Consider the following 17,217-nt stretch of genomic DNA (forward strand, 5'->3'; position numbering starts at 1 on the left):
TCGATCGTCTGGCTGACGAGATTACGTCACACCCGCCCCGCCCCTCCCGACTCTCACAGGTGTTCGATACTTTTGACCGCCGCCGCCCACCCGGCCGAGCGAGTGTCCGCAAGCGTTTCCGAGGAGCCGCGTGGAACCCGAGTCCCACGTCACGACCTGCTACCGCCATCCCACGGTGGAGTCGTACGTCAGCTGTGTGCGCTGCGAGCGGATCATCTGCCCCGACTGCATGCGCGAGGCGGCCGTGGGCCACCAGTGCGTGGAGTGCGTACGGGAGGGCGCGAAGTCCGTCCGGCAGGCGCGCACGGTCGTGGGCGGCCGGATCTCGCGCACCCCCGTGGTGACGTACGCGCTGATCGCGGTGAACGTCCTGGCGTATCTGGCGGAGATCGTGCGGCCGTCGATCGTGGACCGGTTCGCCATGGTCCCGACGGCGATGGTGGGTCCGGACGGACTGCACTACGTGTACCAGTCGCCGGTACCGCTCGGTTTCGAGGCGGAGGGGCTGGTCGCCGGGGAGTGGGAGCGGTTGCTCACGAGCGCGTTCCTGCACCTGGAGCCGACCGAGGGAACGTTCGGCCTGGCGCATGTCGTGATGAACATGCTCTCGCTGTGGATGATCGGCCGGGCCGTGGAGACGATGCTCGGTCGGGTCCGTTATCTCGCCCTGTACCTGCTCTCGGCGCTCGGCGGCTCGGTCCTCGTCCTGCTGCTGGACGACCCCGGCACGACCACGCTGGGCGCGTCCGGCGCGATCTTCGGCCTGGGTGCCGCCTACTACGTCGTGGCCCGGCGGGTGGGCGCCGACATGCGGGGCGTCAACCGGTTCATGGGGTTCCTGCTGCTGTGGCTGCTGCTGTCCGCGGGGCTGACCTCCTGGCAGGGGCACCTGGGCGGGCTGCTGACCGGCGGCGCGGTGGCGCTGGCGTACGCGTACGTGCCCCCGGGGCCGCGCCGGACGCTGATCCAGGCCGCGGCGTGCGCGGCTGCTGTGACAGTACTGGTGGTCCTGGCGCTGGCCCGGGTGGGAGGTCTGAAGTGAGAACACGCAACATCCTGGCGTTCGCCGCGTTGCCCCTCGTCATCACGGCCGGGGCGTACGTCCTGTCCCCCTCGGACTCCGCCGAGAGCCCGGCGGCGCCGTCCGTGTCCGCCGCGCAGCAGGCCCGCGAGGAAGCCAAGGAGCGGGCCGAGTCGGAGCGGGCGGCGGACGAGAAGACGATCAGGAGCCTGCCGCCCGGGCTGGCCGAGCCGGGCAAGCGGGAACTGGCCTTCAAGATCACCGCCTCGGCCGAGTTCTCCAGCCTCGACTGGAAGGTGGGGTACGCCAGCGTCGAGAGCAACGACGACGACTGCGGCTACACGGCCGGCGTGGCCGGGTTCTGTACCGGAACCAACGATCTGCTCGAACTGGTCGAGCGCTACACCGACGAGTACCCGGACAACGGCCTGGCCCGCTACCTTCCCGCGCTGCGCGAGGTCAACGGCTCCGACTCGCTCGACGGGCTGGACGGCTTCCGCGCCGCGTGGAAGGCGGAGGCGGACAAGCCCGAGTTCCGAAAGATGCAGGACAAGGAGCGCGACCGCGTCTACTTCAACCCCGCGGTCCGCCTCGCCAAGCTCGACGGCCTCGGCATGCTGGGGCAGTTCATCTACTACGACGCGATGCTCCTGCACGGTCCCGACCCCGAGCCCGAGGGCTTCTACGGCCTGCGCGAACGGGCGCTGCGCAAGGCCGAGCCGCCCTCCCGCGGAGGCTCCGAGAAGCAGTACCTCGACGTCTTCCTGGACCTCCGCGAGGAGGCGATGAAGCGCAAGAGGTCCACGGCCGACACCAGCCGCATCGCCACGGCCCAGCGCCAGTGGCTCCGCAACGGCAACCTCTCGCTGAGGACCCCCCTGAGCTGGAGCATGTACGGCGAGCATTACCAGGTGCCCTAGTCGGCCCCCCACTCCTGCCTGAGCACCTCCTCCGCCGGTTTGCCGTGCGGGGTGTACGCCAGTCGCCCCGGTGTCTCCGCGCTGTCCGGCCAGTCGTCCCACATCCACCAGTGGACGCCGGCCCACCAGTCCTGGCCGGTGAAGGTGGTCAGCAGGGCTCGGTAGGCGGCGGACTGTTCGGCGGGGTCCGGGTGATGGCTGACCGTCCAGTCGTAGGGCGCCGTCGTCGTACCGCGCTGGCTGACGTAGCCGGCCTCGGTGAACAGGATGCGGCGGCCCTGCTCGCGGGAGTACGCGGCCAGGCGGGCGCTGATCGGCTGCCACGCCCGGCGCAGCCGCTCGGCGGAGTGTGTGGGGCGGTCGGACAGCGGCCAGTACGCGTCGATGCCGATGAGGTCCAGCTCCCGCCAGAAGCCGATGCGCCGGTACTCGTCGTAGTTGGCGGCGTAGGTGAGGGTCCCGTCGTAGCGGTCGCGGACCGCCTCGACGACCTCGGTCCAGGCGGCGCGGTCGCCCGAGACCCCGGCGAGTTCGGTGCCCACGGAGAACTGTTCCGCGCCGGTCTCCGCGGCCAGTGCGGCGTAGTGGGTGATGAAGCGGCGGTACGAGGCGAACCAGGCGTCCCGGTCGCGGGGGCGGATCCTGGCGCGGTCGATGTCGCCCGGCAGGTCAACGTGCGGCTTGATCATCACTTTCAGCCCGTGCGCGTGGGCGCGCCGCACGATCCGTCTCAGCCCCGCGTCGCTCGCCGTCTCCTGCGTGCGCCGTATCTCCGTGTCCCCCGGGCGCCGCTGGTACCAGGTCGGGGTGAAGGTGACCCAGCGCGCCCCGGTCGCCCTGATGTCCCGCAGGAAGCGGTCGGCGCTCGGGCTGTCGTAGTCGGTGCGGTACCACGAGGGCAGGGTGATCCCCCGGTTCACGGGCGCCTCCTCGCTCTGCGGCGTACAGCCGCCTGCGGCGAGGAGGGCCGCCGCCAGTACGGCGACGGCCCTCCTCCTCACTGCCTCCTCACAGGCTCAGTGCCTCCTCACACACTCGCGGGGCTGACGAAGGTGTAGCCGAGCGCCTTGATGCCCTCGACCGTCTCGCGCAACGGCTCGACCGGGAAGTACGGGTGGTAGAAGAAGCTGGCGAACCCGTCCCGTACGGCCAGGTTGGCCTTCGCGGAGGCGATCAGATCCGCCGGCAGCCGCGGAGGGTGATTGTTGTACGCCTCCGGCTCGTAATTCCCGATGTTTTCCGGAATCACCTTCGTCCCGTACACATCACGCACCACGTACGGGAAGAACTGCCCGATGAAACGGTTCGGATCCGACGATGCCCCGCTCAGGGTTCCGGCGAAATAAAGCGACCGTTCGAGCCGGGCCGAATAGTTCGAACTGAATACCTGGTAATCCGTGGCGGACCCCGCGTAGTGCGGAGTGGTCCACAGATCCGGCCGCGGCAGCCCCGCCGCCGCGAACTCGGCGAGCGCGCTGTCCACCCGCCCCTGGGCGAAGGCCGCGGAGTCGCCGGGCACCGGCCCGTCGTAGATCACGCTGTCCGCGGCGTCCACATGGGCCGTGTAGAACTCGAAGTCGTCGCCGCTGACCCCGTTGTAGGGGTTGGCCGCGTTGCCGTACTGATGGGTGTAGCCGTGGTTCATCAGCACCGCGCCCCGGTCCAGCATGTACTCCAGCGTCTCCACCAGCTCGGGCCGGTCGGTCAGCTTCACCGTCTCCGGAACACCGTTGTTGTAGGTCCCGTTGGGGTCGCTGTAGACGGGGATCACGTTGATGCCGTACGGGATCTGCTCCTCGTACAGGTAGTCCGCGATCTCCCGCAGCTCGGACGGTTCGGAGTTGGGGCTGATGTCCTCCAGCCGCACGATCGCCCGGTGCCGCTCGGTGGTGTCCGGGGCGAGCGCGTCGAAGAGCAGGTCCTCGAAGACGATGATCCGGTCGCTCTCGGAGACGTAGGAGAAGGGGATCTCCCCGATGTAGGTGAGGTTGGACGAGCGGACCGCCCAGCCGAAGGTGTGCCCGTTGGACGAGTCCAGGCCCTCGGCAACCCGCGTGACCTGCGGATACCCGGCGCCGGTCAGCACGTTGGGGCGCAGCACCCCGCCGTCCTGCCCGGCCGGCACCTTACGGGTGAGCGTCTGCCCCTTGTACGTCACCTGCGTGACGGTGCCGACGGATCCTCCGTCCTCGTAGTACGACGACGTGGGGTCCCAGCCGTACTTCTGGCCGAACGGGGCCACGCCCACGGCGTTCGCCATGTTCCAGATGTTGGCGCCCATCCAGGTCACGGGCTTGGTGGTGGTGAACGCGTCCTGGTAGAAGGCGGCCGGGATCGCGTCCGGGACGTCGCAGCAGTAGTAGGTGGACCCGATGTAGACGGTGGCCGTGTGGGCGTCGACCATCCCGGCGGTGTACTGCGAGACCGGCTTGGCGGTCACGCTGCCGAAGTGGCCCGCCAGGTTGGCCGTGGCCATGGCGTACAGCTCGCCGAGGTGGCCGTAGGGGCCCGCGGTGTCGTAGAGGACGAGGGTGGACGGCTCGGCGGGGCCGACGGCGGCCGGGGCCGCGAGTGCCGCCTGGCGCCCGACCGCCCTGGCGAGCGTGGAGGCGGTGGTCGCCGAGGTGACGGCCCCCCTGGCCCGGCTGCCGACCTTGCCCTTGCCCTTGCCGCGCGCCCGGTCGTGGCGCGCGCGGTCGGCCTTGAGCTGCTGCTTCGCCCAGCCCTTGAGGTCGACCCGGTTGACCCCGGACCGCAGGCCGGGCGACTCGCCGTGCCCTCGGTCCGGTTTGCCGGCCGCCTGGGCCGGCAGGAATGTGCCGCCGAAGAGTGCGGCGAGGAGCAGGAAGACAACGGAAAGCCTGGAGAATCTCCGTCTCCGAGGCCGGATGTGTACGTGCACGTTCGTTCCCCCCACTTTGCCAAGCTTTTGGCAAAGAGATTTTCCGGCAGGAAGTCACCGATTGTTCTCGGCGATCAAGAAGGGTGTCAATGGGACCCGTCCGTTTGTCAAATCGACTTCTGGGACGCCCCACGGTTCTGCTACCTTCCTCTTCGCGCGATGGGGACGCGCTGTGAAATGTGGGGGGAAAATGTACGGACGACCAGCTCTGGGGGCACTGCTGCCCTTGGCCGGAGCCATGGCCGCGCCGGAGGCGATTCCGGGCCTGCCATTGGCCAAAGCTCTTCAGGCGACGGCGGGAGCGGGATTCCTGCTCTACTGCCTGACCGCCTGCCTGATACTCACAGCCCGGACGCACCTGCGCAGACAGACCGTAAAAGCGCAGGTCAGCGCCGGGAGCAAACATGATCACTGAGCTGCTGCTGTGGTCCTCGGTCAGCCTGATCGTGCTGGCCGGCTGCTACAACACAAGTCTTTTCCTGCTCTCCCGGCGCAGAATTCGCCGGACCCGCACCGAGCGGAGAGAGCGTTTCTATGTATTCCTGCTCGCCTGTCTGAACGAGGAGCGAGTCCTTTCCGAAAGCCTGGCGCGTATCACCTCGCTGCCCGCCGGGAATTTCATGGCGCTGGTCATCGACGACGGCTCCGACGACCGCACCGCCGAGATCGCGCTGGCCGCCGACCCCGACCGGGTCAGGCTGTACCGGCGCACTCCCCCGAACGCGCGCCGGGGCAAGGGCGCCGCGCTCAACGACGGAGTGCGCCATCTCAGGGAGTCGGGGCTGCTGGCCGGCCGCGACCCCGCCGACACCGTCCTGTGTGTGGTGGACGCCGACGGGCGCCTCGATCCGCACATCGTGCAGTCGGTCGACCCCTACTTCGACGACCCGGACACCGGCGCCGTGCAGGTCTGCGTGCGCATGTACAACCGCGGCGAGGGGCTGCTGGCCCGGATGCAGGACATGGAGTTCGTCGTCTACGGCGATGTCTTCCAGAGCGCCCGGCGCTTCATCGGCAGCGTCGGCATGGGCGGCAACGGCCAGTTCATGCGGCTGTCCGCGCTCAACACGCTGGACGGGGACGGCCCGTGGAGCGACAGCCTCACCGAGGACCTCGACCTCGGGGTCCGGCTGATCGCCAAGGGCTGGACCAACCAGCACTGCACCACCGCCTCCGTCTCCCAGCAGGCGGTGCTGAGCCTGCGCCGTCTGATCCGGCAGCGCTCACGCTGGTTCCAGGGCCATCTGCAGTCGGCCAACCTCGTCCCGCTCATCCTGCGGGACGTGCCCACCCGCCCCGCGCTGGACCTGCTCTACCACCTGTCCAGCCCGGTGCTGATCCTGCTCACCTCGCTGCTCCCGCTGTCCTTCCTGGTGGCCCTCGGCGCGACCGCCGTGGCCTCGGTACAGGCGGGCGAGCCGCTGGTGTCGCCGATGTGGCTGCTCGGCCCGTACCTGCTGTCCTTCACCGCCGCCTACGCCTACGGCTTCGTCTACTCCCGGCGTGAGCGCGACCTCGGGCTGGTCCGCTCGGTGCTCCTCGCCCATGTCTTCGTCTTCTACGGCTACATCTGGTTCGCCGCCGGCTGGTGGGGCTTCTGGCGGATGCTCACCGGCAAACGGACCTGGCTGAAGACCGCGCGCACCTGAATCCACCGCCCACCCCGCCGACTTCTCTCTCATCTCAACGCGCGGCTCCACGGCCGCGCGCCCAAGGGGGGCTCACCCATGTCCGCACCTCAGTCCGTCCTGCCCGTACGCGCCATGCTGGTGCTCGGCACCCGGCCCGAGGCCATCAAACTGGCGCCCGTCGCCCGCTCCATGGCCGACTCCGCCGACTTCGACCCGCTGGTCGTCACCACCGGACAGCACCGCGAGATGCTCCACCAGATGCTCGGGCTGCTCGGCGTCACCAGCCGCGTCGCGCTCGACGTGATGCGCAGCCGCCAGCAGCTCTCCGACCTGACCGCCCGGCTGGTCGCCGAACTCGGCGAGGTGATGCGCGAGAAGCGGCCGGACCTGGTCGTGGTGCAGGGGGACACCACGACCGCGCTGGCCGGGGCGCTCGCCGCGTTCTACGAGAAGGTCCCGGTCGCCCATGTCGAGGCCGGGCTGCGCACCGGCGTCATCGACAATCCGTTCCCGGAGGAGCTCAACCGCAGCCTCATCGGCCGTATCGCCCGCTGGCACTTCGCCCCGACCGAGCGCGCCGCCCGGCACCTGACCGACGAGGGCGTGCCCAAGGAGCAGGTGTTCGTCACCGGCAACACCGTCATCGACAACCTGCTGTGGGTGCTGGACCGGGGCACCGGCAGCTCCGCCTTCCGCACCCGGGCCCGGAAGATCCTGGTCACCCTGCACCGGCGGGAGAACCAGGGCGAGCGGATGCGCGGGATGGGCCGGGCGCTGCGCCGGCTGGCGGAGCGCGGGGACGTGGAGATCGTGCTGCCGCTGCACAAGAGCCCGGCGGTCCGGGAGGTGCTGCTGCCCGAACTCGACGGCCACGCCGGGATCGCCCTGGTGGAGCCGCTGGACTACCTGGACTTCGCGGCCACCCTCGCCGACAGCGATCTGGTCCTCACCGACTCCGGCGGCATCCAGGAGGAGGCGCCGAGCCTGGGCAAGCCCGCGCTGGTGCTGCGGACCACCACCGAGCGCCCGGAGGCGGTGGAGGCGGGCGCGGCCCGGCTGATCGGCACCGACCCCGAGGCGATCGTGCGGGACGCCGGGGAACTCCTCGACGACCCGGTGGCCTACCGGCGGATGTCGGGGGCGGGCAATCCGTTCGGCGACGGGCGGGCGGCGGAGCGCGTACTGGCCCAGCTCGCCGAGGACTTCGCGGCGGAAGTCCCCCTGGACGCGGTGGTCTGAGCGCCATACTCGTCCGCATGACCCGCCCCCTGCTGCGCCGTCTGCTCCCGGCGGTGGCGCTCGTCGGAGTCCTGGCCGTCGCCCTGACCCAGTGCGGCTCCGACGACCCGCCACCGCCGTCGACGCCGTGGGCCGACGGTTCCGTGCACGGCCGCTGGGAGTCGGTGTTCAACGGCCACGGCACCAACTCGGGTGACGACGACTCGCTGACGCTGTCGCCGATGCCCGCGGAGGACCCGGGGACCACGCACGCGGGGCTGGTGGTGAGCACGGCGTCGTACGCGGACGTCCGGTTCACGGCCCGGATGCGGACGGTCGAGCAGCTGCGCGAGCCCGACCCGAACCCCTGGGAGGTGCCGTGGCTGGTGTGGGCGTACACCGACCCGGAGCACTTCTACTACATCACGCTCAAGCCCAACGGCTGGGAGCTGGGCAAACGGGACCCCGCCTACCCGGGCGGGCAGCGCTTCCTGGCCACGGGGCACCAGGAGTACCCGGTGGGCGACTGGTACGGGGTTCTGGTGGAGCAGCGCGGGGCCACGCTCACCGTGACGGTGGACGGGGAGCGGCTGGTGGAGTTCAGCGATGCCGAACGCCCTTACACGGGCGGGAAGGTGGGGGCGTACTCGGAGGACGCCACCGTGGAGTTCGAGGGGCTGGAGGTCGGCCGGGTCCGGTCCCGGTAAAGGCGACGGCGCCTGCCCAGTCGTCCGGTCGGGGACAGTGGGGCAGACGCCATCTGTGTTCCGTACGCCTTTGTACGGGACGTTTCTCGAACGGTCCTGGACGGACCGTCAGACCATCAGGGCCCGGTCGGTCGGGCGGATCGGGGCCGGCAGGTCGCTGGCCCCGGTCAGGAAGCGGTCCACGCCGCGGGCGGCCGAGCGGCCCTCCGCGATGGCCCACACGATCAGCGACTGGCCGCGGCCCGCGTCACCGGCGACGAACACGCCCGGCACGTTGGTCTGGAAGTCGGCGTCGCGGGCGATGTTACCGCGCTCGTCGAGGTCCAGGCCGAACTGCTCGACCAGGCCGTTCTCCCGGTCGGTGCCGGTGAAGCCCATGGCGAGGGTGACCAGCTGGGCGGGGATCTTGCGCTCGGTGCCCGGCTTCTGGGTCAGCTTGCCGTCGACGAACTCCACCTCGGTCAGGTGCAGCCACTGGACGTTGCCGTCCTCGTCGCCCTCGAAGTGGGTGGTGGAGACGGAGTAGACCCGCTCGCCGCCCTCCTCGTGCGCGGAGGTGACCTTGTACAGCATGGGGAAGGTCGGCCACGGCTGGGTGACCGGGTTCCGCTCGTCGTTCGGGCGGGGCATGATCTCCAGCTGCGTCACCGAGGCCGCGCCCTGGCGGTGGGCGGTGCCCACGCAGTCGGCGCCGGTGTCGCCGCCGCCGATGACGACGACGTGCTTGCCCTCGGCGGAGATCGGGGAGGTGACGTAGTCGCCCTCCTGGACCTTGTTGGCCAGGGGCAGGTACTCCATCGCCTGGTAGATGCCCTTCAGCTCCCGCCCGGGGACGGGGAGGTCACGGGCGGTGGTGGCACCGACGGCGAGGACCACGGCGTCGTACCGCTTGCGCAGCGCGGTGGCCGGCATGTCCCGGCCGATCTCGACGCCGGTGCGGAACTTGGTGCCCTCCGCGCGCATCTGCTCGATACGGCGGTTGATGTGGCGCTTCTCCATCTTGAACTCGGGGATGCCGTAGCGGAGGAGGCCTCCGATGCGGTCCGCGCGCTCGTAGACGGCGACGGTGTGACCGGCCCGGGTCAGCTGCTGGGCGGCGGCCAGACCCGCGGGGCCGGAGCCGACGACCGCGACGGTCTTGCCGGACAGCCGCTCGGGCGCCTGCGGGGAGACGTCACCGGTCTCCCACGCCTTGTCGATGATCGAGACCTCGACGTTCTTGATGGTGACCGGCGGCTGGTTGATGCCGAGCACACACGCCGACTCGCAGGGGGCGGGGCAGAGGCGACCGGTGAACTCCGGGAAGTTGTTGGTCGCGTGCAGCCGCTCGGAGGCGGCGGCCCAGTCCTCGCGGTAGGCGTAGTCGTTCCACTCCGGGATCAGGTTCCCGAGCGGACAGCCGTTGTGGCAGAACGGGATACCGCAGTCCATGCAGCGGCTGGCCTGCTTGCTGATGATCGGCAGCAGGGAGCCGGGGACGTAGACCTCGTTCCAGTCCTTCAGCCGGACCTCGACGGGGCGGGACTTGGCGACCTCGCGCCCGTGGTTGAGAAAGCCCTTGGGATCAGCCATTGGTCGCCGCCTCCATCATCTTCTCGGTGATCTCGGTCTCGGTGAGACCGGCTCGCTCGGCGGCGTCCTTGGCGGCGAGCACTGCCTTGTACGTGCTGGGGATGATCTTGCTGAAGCGCTCCGCCGCGGCGTCCCAGTCGGCGAGCAGCTTCTCGGCGACCGTGGAGCCGGTCTCCTCGGCGTGGCGGCGCACCACGTCGTGCAGCCACTGCTTGTCGTCCTCGGTGAGCGTCTCCACGGCGTCCAGGTTGCCGACGTTGACGTTGTCCCGGTCGAGGTCGATGACGTAGGCGACACCGCCGGACATGCCGGCCGCGAAGTTGCGGCCCGTCTCGCCGAGGACCACCGCGTGACCGCCGGTCATGTACTCGCAGCCGTGGTCGCCCACGCCCTCCGAGACCACCAGGGCACCGGAGTTGCGGACGCAGAACCGCTCACCGGTCCGGCCGCGCAGGAACAGCTCGCCGCCGGTGGCGCCGTAGGCGATGGTGTTGCCCGCGATCGTGGAGTACTCGGCGAGGTGGTCGGCGCCCCGGTCCGGGCGGACGATCACACGGCCGCCCGACAGGCCCTTGCCGACGTAGTCGTTGGCGTCGCCCTCCAGGCGCAGGGTGACACCGCGCGGGAGGAAGGCGCCGAAGGACTGGCCCGCGGAGCCGGTGAAGGTGATGTCGATGGTGTCGTCGGGCAGGCCCGCGCCACCGAACTTCTTCGTCACCTCGTGGCCGAGCATGGTGCCGACCGTGCGGTTGATGTTGCGGATGGCGACCTGGGCGCGCACCGGCTGGGCGTCGGTGGCGGAGTCCGCGGCCAGCGCGTCGGCGGCGAGCTTGATCAGCTCGTTGTCGAGCGCCTTCTCCAGGCCGTGGTCCTGCTCGATCAGCTGGTGGCGCACGGCGCCCTCGGGCAGCTCGGGCACGTGGAACAGCGGGGCCAGGTCCAGGCCCTGCGCCTTCCAGTGGTTGACCGCGCGGGTCACGTCGAGGGCCTCGGCGTGGCCGACGGCCTCCTCGATGGAGCGGAAGCCCAGCTCGGCGAGGATCTCGCGGACCTCCTGCGCGATGAACTGGAAGAAGTTCACCACGTACTCGGCCTTGCCGGAGAACCGGTCGCGCAGCACCGGGTTCTGGGTGGCGATGCCGACCGGGCAGGTGTCCAGGTGGCAGACGCGCATCATGACGCAGCCGGAGACGACGAGCGGCGCGGTCGCGAAACCGAACTCCTCGGCGCCCAGCAGCGCGGCGATGACCACGTCGCGGCCGGTCTTGAGCTGACCGTCGGTCTGTACGACGATCCGGTCGCGCAGGCCGTTGAGCAGCAGGGTCTGCTGGGTCTCGGCCAGGCCCAGCTCCCAGGGGCCGCCCGCGTGCTTGAGCGAGGTCAGCGGGGAGGCGCCGGTGCCGCCGTCGTGGCCGGAGATCAGCACCACGTCCGCGTGCGCCTTGGACACACCCGCCGCGACCGTGCCGACGCCGACCTCGGAGACCAGCTTCACGTGAATCCGCGCCTGCGGGTTCGCGTTCTTCAGGTCGTGGATCAGCTGGGCCAGGTCCTCGATGGAGTAGATGTCGTGGTGCGGCGGCGGGGAGATCAGGCCCACGCCCGGCGTCGAGTGACGCGTCTTGGCGACCCACGGGTAGACCTTGTGGCCGGGCAGCTGGCCGCCCTCGCCGGGCTTGGCGCCCTGGGCCATCTTGATCTGGATGTCGTCCGCGTTGACCAGGTACTCGGAGGTCACACCGAAGCGGCCGGAGGCGACCTGCTTGATGGACGAGCGGCGCGCCGGGTCGTACAGGCGCTCCGGGTCCTCGCCGCCCTCACCGGTGTTGGACTTACCGCCCAGCTGGTTCATGGCGATGGCGAGGGTCTCGTGCGCCTCCTTGGAGATGGAGCCGTACGACATGGCGCCGGTGGAGAAGCGCTTGACGATCTCGGAGACCGGCTCGACCTCGTCGATGGGGATCGGCTGCCGGTCCGACTTGAAGCCGAACAGGCCGCGCAGCGTCATCAGGCGCTCGGACTGCTCGTTCACGCGGTCCGTGTACTTCTTGAAGATGTCGTAGCGGCCGGAGCGCGTGGAGTGCTGGAGGCGGAAGACCGTCTCCGGGTCGAACAGGTGCGGCTCGCCCTCGCGGCGCCACTGGTACTCGCCGCCGATCTCCAGCGCGCGGTGCGCCGGGGCGATGCCGGAGGCCGGGTAGGCCTTGGCGTGGCGGGCGGCGACCTCCTTGGCGATGACGTCGATGCCGACGCCGCCGATCTTGGTGGCGGTGCCGTTGAAGTACTTCTCCACGAAGGACTGGTCGAGACCGACGGCCTCGAAGACCTGGGCGCCGCGGTAGGAGGCGACGGTGGAGATGCCCATCTTCGACATGACCTTCAGCACGCCCTTGCCGAGGGCGTAGATCAGGTTGCGGATGGCCTTCTCGGGCTCGATGCCGGGCAGGAAGGTGCCGGCCCGGACCAGGTCCTCGACGGACTCCATGGCCAGGTACGGGTTGACCGCGGCGGCGCCGTAGCCGATGAGCAGGGCGACGTGGTGGACCTCGCGGACGTCACCGGCCTCGACCAGCAGGCCCACGTGGGTGCGCTGCTTGGTGCGGATGAGGTGGTGGTGGACGGCCGCGGTGAGCAGCAGCGAGGGGATCGGCGCGTGCTCGGCGTCGGAGTGGCGGTCCGACAGGACGATCAGGCGGGCGCCGTTCTCGATGGCGGCGTCGGCCTCGGCGCAGATCTCCTCGATGCGCGCGGCGAGGGCGTCGCCGCCGCCGGAGACCCGGTACAGGCCGGACAGGGTCGCGGCCTTGAAGCCGGGCATGTCGCCGTCGGCGTTGATGTGGATGAGCTTGGCCAGCTCGTCGTTGTCGATCACCGGGAACGGCAGGGTGACGCTGCGGCAGGACGCGGCCGTGGGCTCCAGCAGGTTGCCCTGCGGGCCGAGGGAGGAGCGCAGGGAGGTGACCAGCTCCTCGCGGATGGCGTCCAGCGGCGGGTTGGTGACCTGCGCGAACAGCTGGGTGAAGTAGTCGAAGAGCAGCCGCGGGCGCTCGCTGAGCGCGGCGATGGGCGAGTCGGTGCCCATCGAGCCGATCGGCTCGGCGCCGGCCTTGGCCATCGGCGCCAGGATGATCCGCAGCTCTTCCTCGGTGTAGCCGAAGGTCTGCTGGCGGCGGGTGACCGAGGCGTGGGTGTGCACGATGTGCTCACGCTCGGGCAGGTCCGACAGCTCGATCTCGCCGGCCTCCAGCCACTCCTGGTAGGGGGCGGCGGCGGCCAGCTCGGCCTTGATCTCGTCGTCCTCGATGATGCGGTGCTCGACGGTGTCGACGAGGAACATCTTGCCGGGCTGCAGACGGCCCTTGCGGACGACCTTGGCGGGGTCGATGTCGAGGACGCCGACCTCGGAGCCGAGGACGACGAGGCCTTCGTCGGTGACCCAGTAGCGGCCGGGGCGCAGACCGTTGCGGTCGAGCACGGCGCCGACCTGGGTGCCGTCGGTGAAGGTGACACAGGCCGGGCCGTCCCAGGGCTCCATCATCGTGGAGTGGTACTGGTAGAAGGCGCGCCGGGCCGGGTCCATGGAGTCGTGGTTCTCCCACGCCTCCGGGATCATCATCAGCACGGAGTGCGGCAGCGAACGGCCGCCGAGGTGGAGCAGCTCCAGGACCTCGTCGAAGGAGGCGGAGTCGGAGGCGTCCGGGGTGCAGACCGGGAAGATCCGCTCCAGGGCCTTGTCGTCGGTGCCGAACAGGTCGGAGACCAGCTGCGACTCACGGGCGCGCATCCAGTTGCGGTTGCCCTTGACGGTGTTGATCTCACCGTTGTGCGCGACGAACCGGTAGGGGTGCGCGAGCGGCCACGACGGGAAGGTGTTCGTGGAGAACCGGGAGTGCACGAGCGCGATCGCGGAGGCGAAGCGGCGGTCGGACAGGTCCGGGAAGAAGGGCTCCAGCTGGCCGGTGGTCAGCATGCCCTTGTAGACGATGGTGCGGGCCGACAGCGAGGGGAAGTAGACGCCGGCCTCGCGCTCGGCGCGCTTGCGCAGCACGAACGCCTTGCGGTCGAGGTCGATGCCCGTCGCCTCGCCGTGGCTGACGAAGATCTGCCGGAAGGCGGGCATCGTCGAGCGGGCGGTGGCACCCAGCAGTTCGGGGGCGACGGGAACCTCGCGCCAGCCGAGGACGGTCAGGCCCTCTTCGGCGGCGATGGTCTCGATCTGCGAGACGGCGGCCTCGGTGCCGTCCTCCGGCAGGAAGGCGATACCGACGGCGTAGCCGCCGGCCGCGGGCAGCTCGAAGCCGGCGACCTCACGGAAGAAGGTGTCCGGGACCTGGGACAGGATGCCCGCGCCGTCACCCGAGTCGGGCTCGGAGCCGGTGGCACCGCGGTGCTCCAGGTTGCGCAGAACCGTGAGCGCCTGCTCGACCAGCGCGTGGCTCGCCTCGCCGGTGAGGGTGGCCACGAAGCCGACGCCACAGGCGTCGTGCTCGTTGCGGGGGTCGTACATACCCTGTGCAGCAGGGCGAGCATCCATGAACGACCAGTTCTGGCCATTCGCGGAATGCTGGGACGGCTGGCGCGGCGTACGCATCGGCTCTCCCGTCGTCGTCAGTGGCATTTAGCTGGTGCCGAGGGACGACGTTGGCCCTCTGCGTGTGATCTGCGCTGAGATCAAAATTTCGTGCAGGTTACATGATGGAGCGGTTCTCGGGAACCGGATACACCGTTCCAGCATGCGGACACCGCGGGTGGCGGCGGGGCCGTGTGCGACGGCCGGAAAGTATGGGGGACCGACCAGGACAAGATCGATCAGATCGGTGGCCCGTCGGCGGTGGCGAGGGGGGCGTCGTCGCCCACCTCGCACAGGTGCGCGGCAGGCACCATTGCCCACAGCGCTTACGGCTCATGCCCGGTGGTTAAGCATTCGAAACCAGCGAGTAACGGCTACTTATGCGGCCCATCGCATAAGTTCCAGACCGCCTATCCTACGGCCGTTCCGAAGAAGCTTCCCAGGGCGTACGTCACACCGGCCGCCGCACCACCCAGGGCAAGCTGCCGCAAACCGCTGTACCACCAGCTGCGCGCGGTCACCTTGGCCACGACGGCACCGCAGGCGAAGAGCCCGATCAGGGCGAGCAGTACGGCGGGCCAGAGCGCGGTGGCACCGAACAGATAGGGCAGTACGGGCAGCAGGGCGCCCAGCGCGAAGGACCCGAAGGACGACACGGCGGCGACGGCGGGCGAGGGCAGGTCGCCCGGGTCGATCCCGAGTTCCTCACGGGCGTGTATCTCCAGCGCCTGCTCGGGATCCCGCGACAACTGCCGCGCGACCTCGTCGGCCAGTTCCGCGTCCACCCCCCGGGACCGGTACAGGGCCGCCAACTCGGCCTGCTCGTCCTGCGGGTGCTTGCGCAGCTCGCGCCGCTCGACGTCCAGCTCGGCCTCGACCAGCTCGCACTGGGAGGCGACGGAGGTGTACTCCCCCGCGGCCATCGAGAAGGCACCGGCGGCCAGACCGGCGAGCCCGGTCAGTACGACGGTCTGGTGGCTGACCTGCCCGCCGGCGACGCCGGTCATCAGGGCGAGGTTGGAGACGAGACCGTCCATGGCGCCGAAGACGGCGGGCCGCAGCCAGCCGCCGTTGACGTCGCGGTGGGTGTGGTTGTCCCGGTGGGCCACGTGGAGCGCGGCCTCGGTCTCGATGATCGCCATTGGGTGTGCGTCCCCCTGCTGATAGATGCTTAGGAAAGGCTAACTTTGGACGGAGTCCAACCTTTTACAACCCCAAAGCTACTCCCCCGATTCCCCCTCCGCCAGCAAGGAAAGGCTCGGCTAACCTGCGGTTTTGCAGGCTTCCGCTCATCCGATAGATAAGCCGCACAGATGTCGACCGGGTGACGCTGACCCCGCCGAGGCCATCCCTCCCCCGTCCCGTGGCACAGATCCGCAAAGGGCTCCGCCGCCCCGGGAGCCCCGGAGGAGAGGCCGCGTATGGCATCGATCGCCTGCATCCCCTCGGTCCCGGCGCCGGGGGACGCCGCCGGACTCCGCGACCGGGGGCGCGGCGCGCTCCTGGGACTGGCGGTGGGCGACGCGCTGGGCGCCCCCGCGGAGAACATGAAGCCCTCGGAGATCCGGGCCCGTTGGGGCCGTATCACCGGCTACGTCTCCGACCACCCGTCCGGTACGGACGACACGGAGTACGCGATCTTCTCCGGCCTGCTGCTGGCCCGGCACGGTTCCGCGCTCACACCGGCGCACGTGGAGGCGGCGTGGCACGAGTGGATCGCGGACCGGGAGGAGGGCCCGTTCCGCGGCGCGGGCTTCAGCGAACGCGGCACCCTCGAAAACCTCCGCAGGGGCCTGGCGGCGCCCATCTCCGCCCAGCACCGGCACGCCTGGAGCGACGGCCTGGCGATGCGCGCGGCCCCCTTCGGCGTCTACGCCGCGGGCCGCCCCGCCGAGGCGGCCCGCCTGGTCGCCATCGACGGCTCGGTCAGCCATGAGGGCGAGGGCATCTACGGCGGCCAGGCGGTGGCGGCGGGCGTCGCGGCGGCGATGGCGGGAGCTCCGACACCGGCCGTCGTGGCCGCGGCCCTGGCCGTGATCCCCGAGGACTCCTGGACGGCACGCTCCCTGCGCCGGGCGGCGGCGGTCGCCCACCGGGGCGAACGGGCCGTGCGCTCCGCGGTGGTGATCGGCGGCTACCCCTGGACCGACCTGGCCCCCGAGGCGGTGGCCCTGGCCTTCGGCGCGTACGCGGCGGCCGACGGCGACTTCGCCCAGTCGGTCCTGACCGCCGTGAACATGGGCAGGGACGCCGACACCACGGCGGCGGTGGCGGGCGCGCTGGCCGGAGCGACCCAGGGCGAGTCGGGAATCCCCCCGGCCTGGTCGGCCCCCATCGGCCCGGCGAGGGGCACCTGCCTCCCCGCGATGCGCGGCCACCACATCCTCTCGGTAGCAGACCTCCTGACCCCACCCCCCACCCCGAGGGAGACCCCCGGAATGCCCCCCGAGCCCCTAGCAACGGCCCCGGACGACCCGCCGTTCGAAGACCTCACAGCGCTGGACATCACCCCCCAGCCCGATCCAGCCCGTCCGGCGCCTGAGGACGAGGCCGAGGACCCTGCCCACCCACCCCAGCCACCCCCAGCCCGTCCGGCGCTTGAGGACGAGGCCGTCCAGACCGATCCCCCACCCACCCACAGAAACACCACCCACCCACCCCAGCCACCCCCAGCCC

11 protein-coding genes are annotated in these 17,217 nt (G+C 70.4%); 6 read left to right on the plus strand and 5 right to left on the minus strand.

Annotated features, from left to right (window positions below):
• Positions 1-130 precede the first annotated feature (130 nt).
• Both GA0115233_RS25075 and GA0115233_RS25080 read left to right on the plus strand, forming a co-directional pair.
• Complete coding sequence (locus GA0115233_RS25075; protein WP_093722558.1) at positions 131-1,042, plus strand: rhomboid family intramembrane serine protease; 912 nt, start codon at positions 131-133, stop codon at positions 1,040-1,042.
• A complete protein-coding gene (locus GA0115233_RS25080; protein ID WP_093722559.1) occupies positions 1,039-1,941 on the plus strand; it encodes a chitosanase in 903 nt (300 codons plus the stop codon). The genes GA0115233_RS25075 and GA0115233_RS25080 overlap by 4 nt, the downstream gene beginning before the upstream one ends.
• Here the strand turns inward: GA0115233_RS25080 and GA0115233_RS25085 are convergent.
• Together GA0115233_RS25085 and GA0115233_RS25090 are read right to left on the minus strand one after the other, a co-directional pair.
• Positions 1,938-2,942, minus strand: coding sequence for a glycoside hydrolase family 113 (locus GA0115233_RS25085; RefSeq protein ID WP_255310338.1), 1,005 nt, complete (start codon positions 2,940-2,942; stop codon positions 1,938-1,940). The genes GA0115233_RS25080 and GA0115233_RS25085 overlap by 4 nt on opposite strands.
• Positions 2,943-2,968: 26 nt before the next feature.
• Entirely contained in the window at positions 2,969-4,843 is a 1,875-nt protein-coding gene (locus GA0115233_RS25090) for a polysaccharide deacetylase family protein (protein WP_255310339.1), read from the minus strand.
• Positions 4,844-5,247: 404 nt separating this feature from the next.
• Between GA0115233_RS25090 and GA0115233_RS25095 the strand changes: the two genes are divergently transcribed.
• The 3 genes from GA0115233_RS25095 to GA0115233_RS25105 all read left to right on the plus strand — a co-directional run bounded on the left by GA0115233_RS25095 (position 5,248) and on the right by GA0115233_RS25105 (position 8,399).
• Positions 5,248-6,492, plus strand: a complete 1,245-nt coding sequence (locus tag GA0115233_RS25095) for a glycosyltransferase family 2 protein (RefSeq protein WP_093722560.1) — start codon at positions 5,248-5,250, stop codon at positions 6,490-6,492.
• A 78-nt stretch (positions 6,493-6,570) separates the two neighbouring features.
• Positions 6,571-7,713: a non-hydrolyzing UDP-N-acetylglucosamine 2-epimerase gene (gene wecB / locus GA0115233_RS25100; protein ID WP_255310340.1), complete on the plus strand. Its 1,143-nt coding sequence runs from the start codon at positions 6,571-6,573 to the stop codon at positions 7,711-7,713.
• 17 nt (positions 7,714-7,730) lie between these two features.
• The gene (locus tag GA0115233_RS25105) at positions 7,731-8,399 is read left to right on the plus strand and encodes a family 16 glycoside hydrolase (RefSeq protein WP_093722562.1); all 669 of its coding nucleotides are present in this window, start codon (positions 7,731-7,733) and stop codon (positions 8,397-8,399) included.
• A 108-nt stretch (positions 8,400-8,507) separates the two neighbouring features.
• On the opposite strand, the gene GA0115233_RS25110 is transcribed toward GA0115233_RS25105, so the two are convergent.
• The 3 genes from GA0115233_RS25110 to GA0115233_RS25120 all read right to left on the minus strand — a co-directional run bounded on the left by GA0115233_RS25110 (position 8,508) and on the right by GA0115233_RS25120 (position 15,683).
• Positions 8,508-9,971, minus strand: a complete 1,464-nt coding sequence (locus GA0115233_RS25110) for a glutamate synthase subunit beta (RefSeq protein ID WP_093722563.1) — start codon at positions 9,969-9,971, stop codon at positions 8,508-8,510.
• Entirely contained in the window at positions 9,964-14,562 is a 4,599-nt protein-coding gene (gene gltB / locus GA0115233_RS25115; RefSeq protein ID WP_093722564.1) for a glutamate synthase large subunit, read from the minus strand. The genes GA0115233_RS25110 and gltB overlap by 8 nt, the downstream gene beginning before the upstream one ends.
• A gap of 389 nt (positions 14,563-14,951) precedes the next feature.
• The gene (locus GA0115233_RS25120; RefSeq protein ID WP_093722565.1) at positions 14,952-15,683 is read right to left on the minus strand and encodes a VIT1/CCC1 transporter family protein; all 732 of its coding nucleotides are present in this window, start codon (positions 15,681-15,683) and stop codon (positions 14,952-14,954) included.
• Between the two features lie 279 nt (positions 15,684-15,962).
• Between GA0115233_RS25120 and GA0115233_RS25125 the strand changes: the two genes are divergently transcribed.
• On the plus strand, positions 15,963-17,217 hold a 1,255-nt coding region (locus tag GA0115233_RS25125), incomplete at its 3' end, for an ADP-ribosylglycohydrolase family protein (RefSeq protein ID WP_255310341.1).

The sequence above is a fragment of the Streptomyces sp. DI166 genome, from assembly GCF_900091315.1.
GTDB classification, from domain to species: Bacteria; Actinomycetota; Actinomycetes; order Streptomycetales; family Streptomycetaceae; genus Streptomyces; species Streptomyces fuscus.

Excerpts from the sequence above, each read along its gene's own strand:
- GA0115233_RS25095 (WP_093722560.1), top strand. The coding sequence starts at position 5,248 with ATGATCACTGAGCTGCTGCTGTGGTCCTCGGTCAGCCTGATCGTGCTG.
- wecB (WP_255310340.1), top strand. The coding sequence starts at position 6,571 with ATGTCCGCACCTCAGTCCGTCCTGCCCGTACGCGCCATGCTGGTGCTC.
- GA0115233_RS25105 (WP_093722562.1), top strand. The coding sequence starts at position 7,731 with ATGACCCGCCCCCTGCTGCGCCGTCTGCTCCCGGCGGTGGCGCTCGTC.
- GA0115233_RS25110 (WP_093722563.1), bottom strand. The coding sequence starts at position 9,971 with ATGGCTGATCCCAAGGGCTTTCTCAACCACGGGCGCGAGGTCGCCAAG.
- gltB (WP_093722564.1), bottom strand. The coding sequence starts at position 14,562 with ATGCGTACGCCGCGCCAGCCGTCCCAGCATTCCGCGAATGGCCAGAAC.
- GA0115233_RS25120 (WP_093722565.1), bottom strand. The coding sequence starts at position 15,683 with ATGGCGATCATCGAGACCGAGGCCGCGCTCCACGTGGCCCACCGGGAC.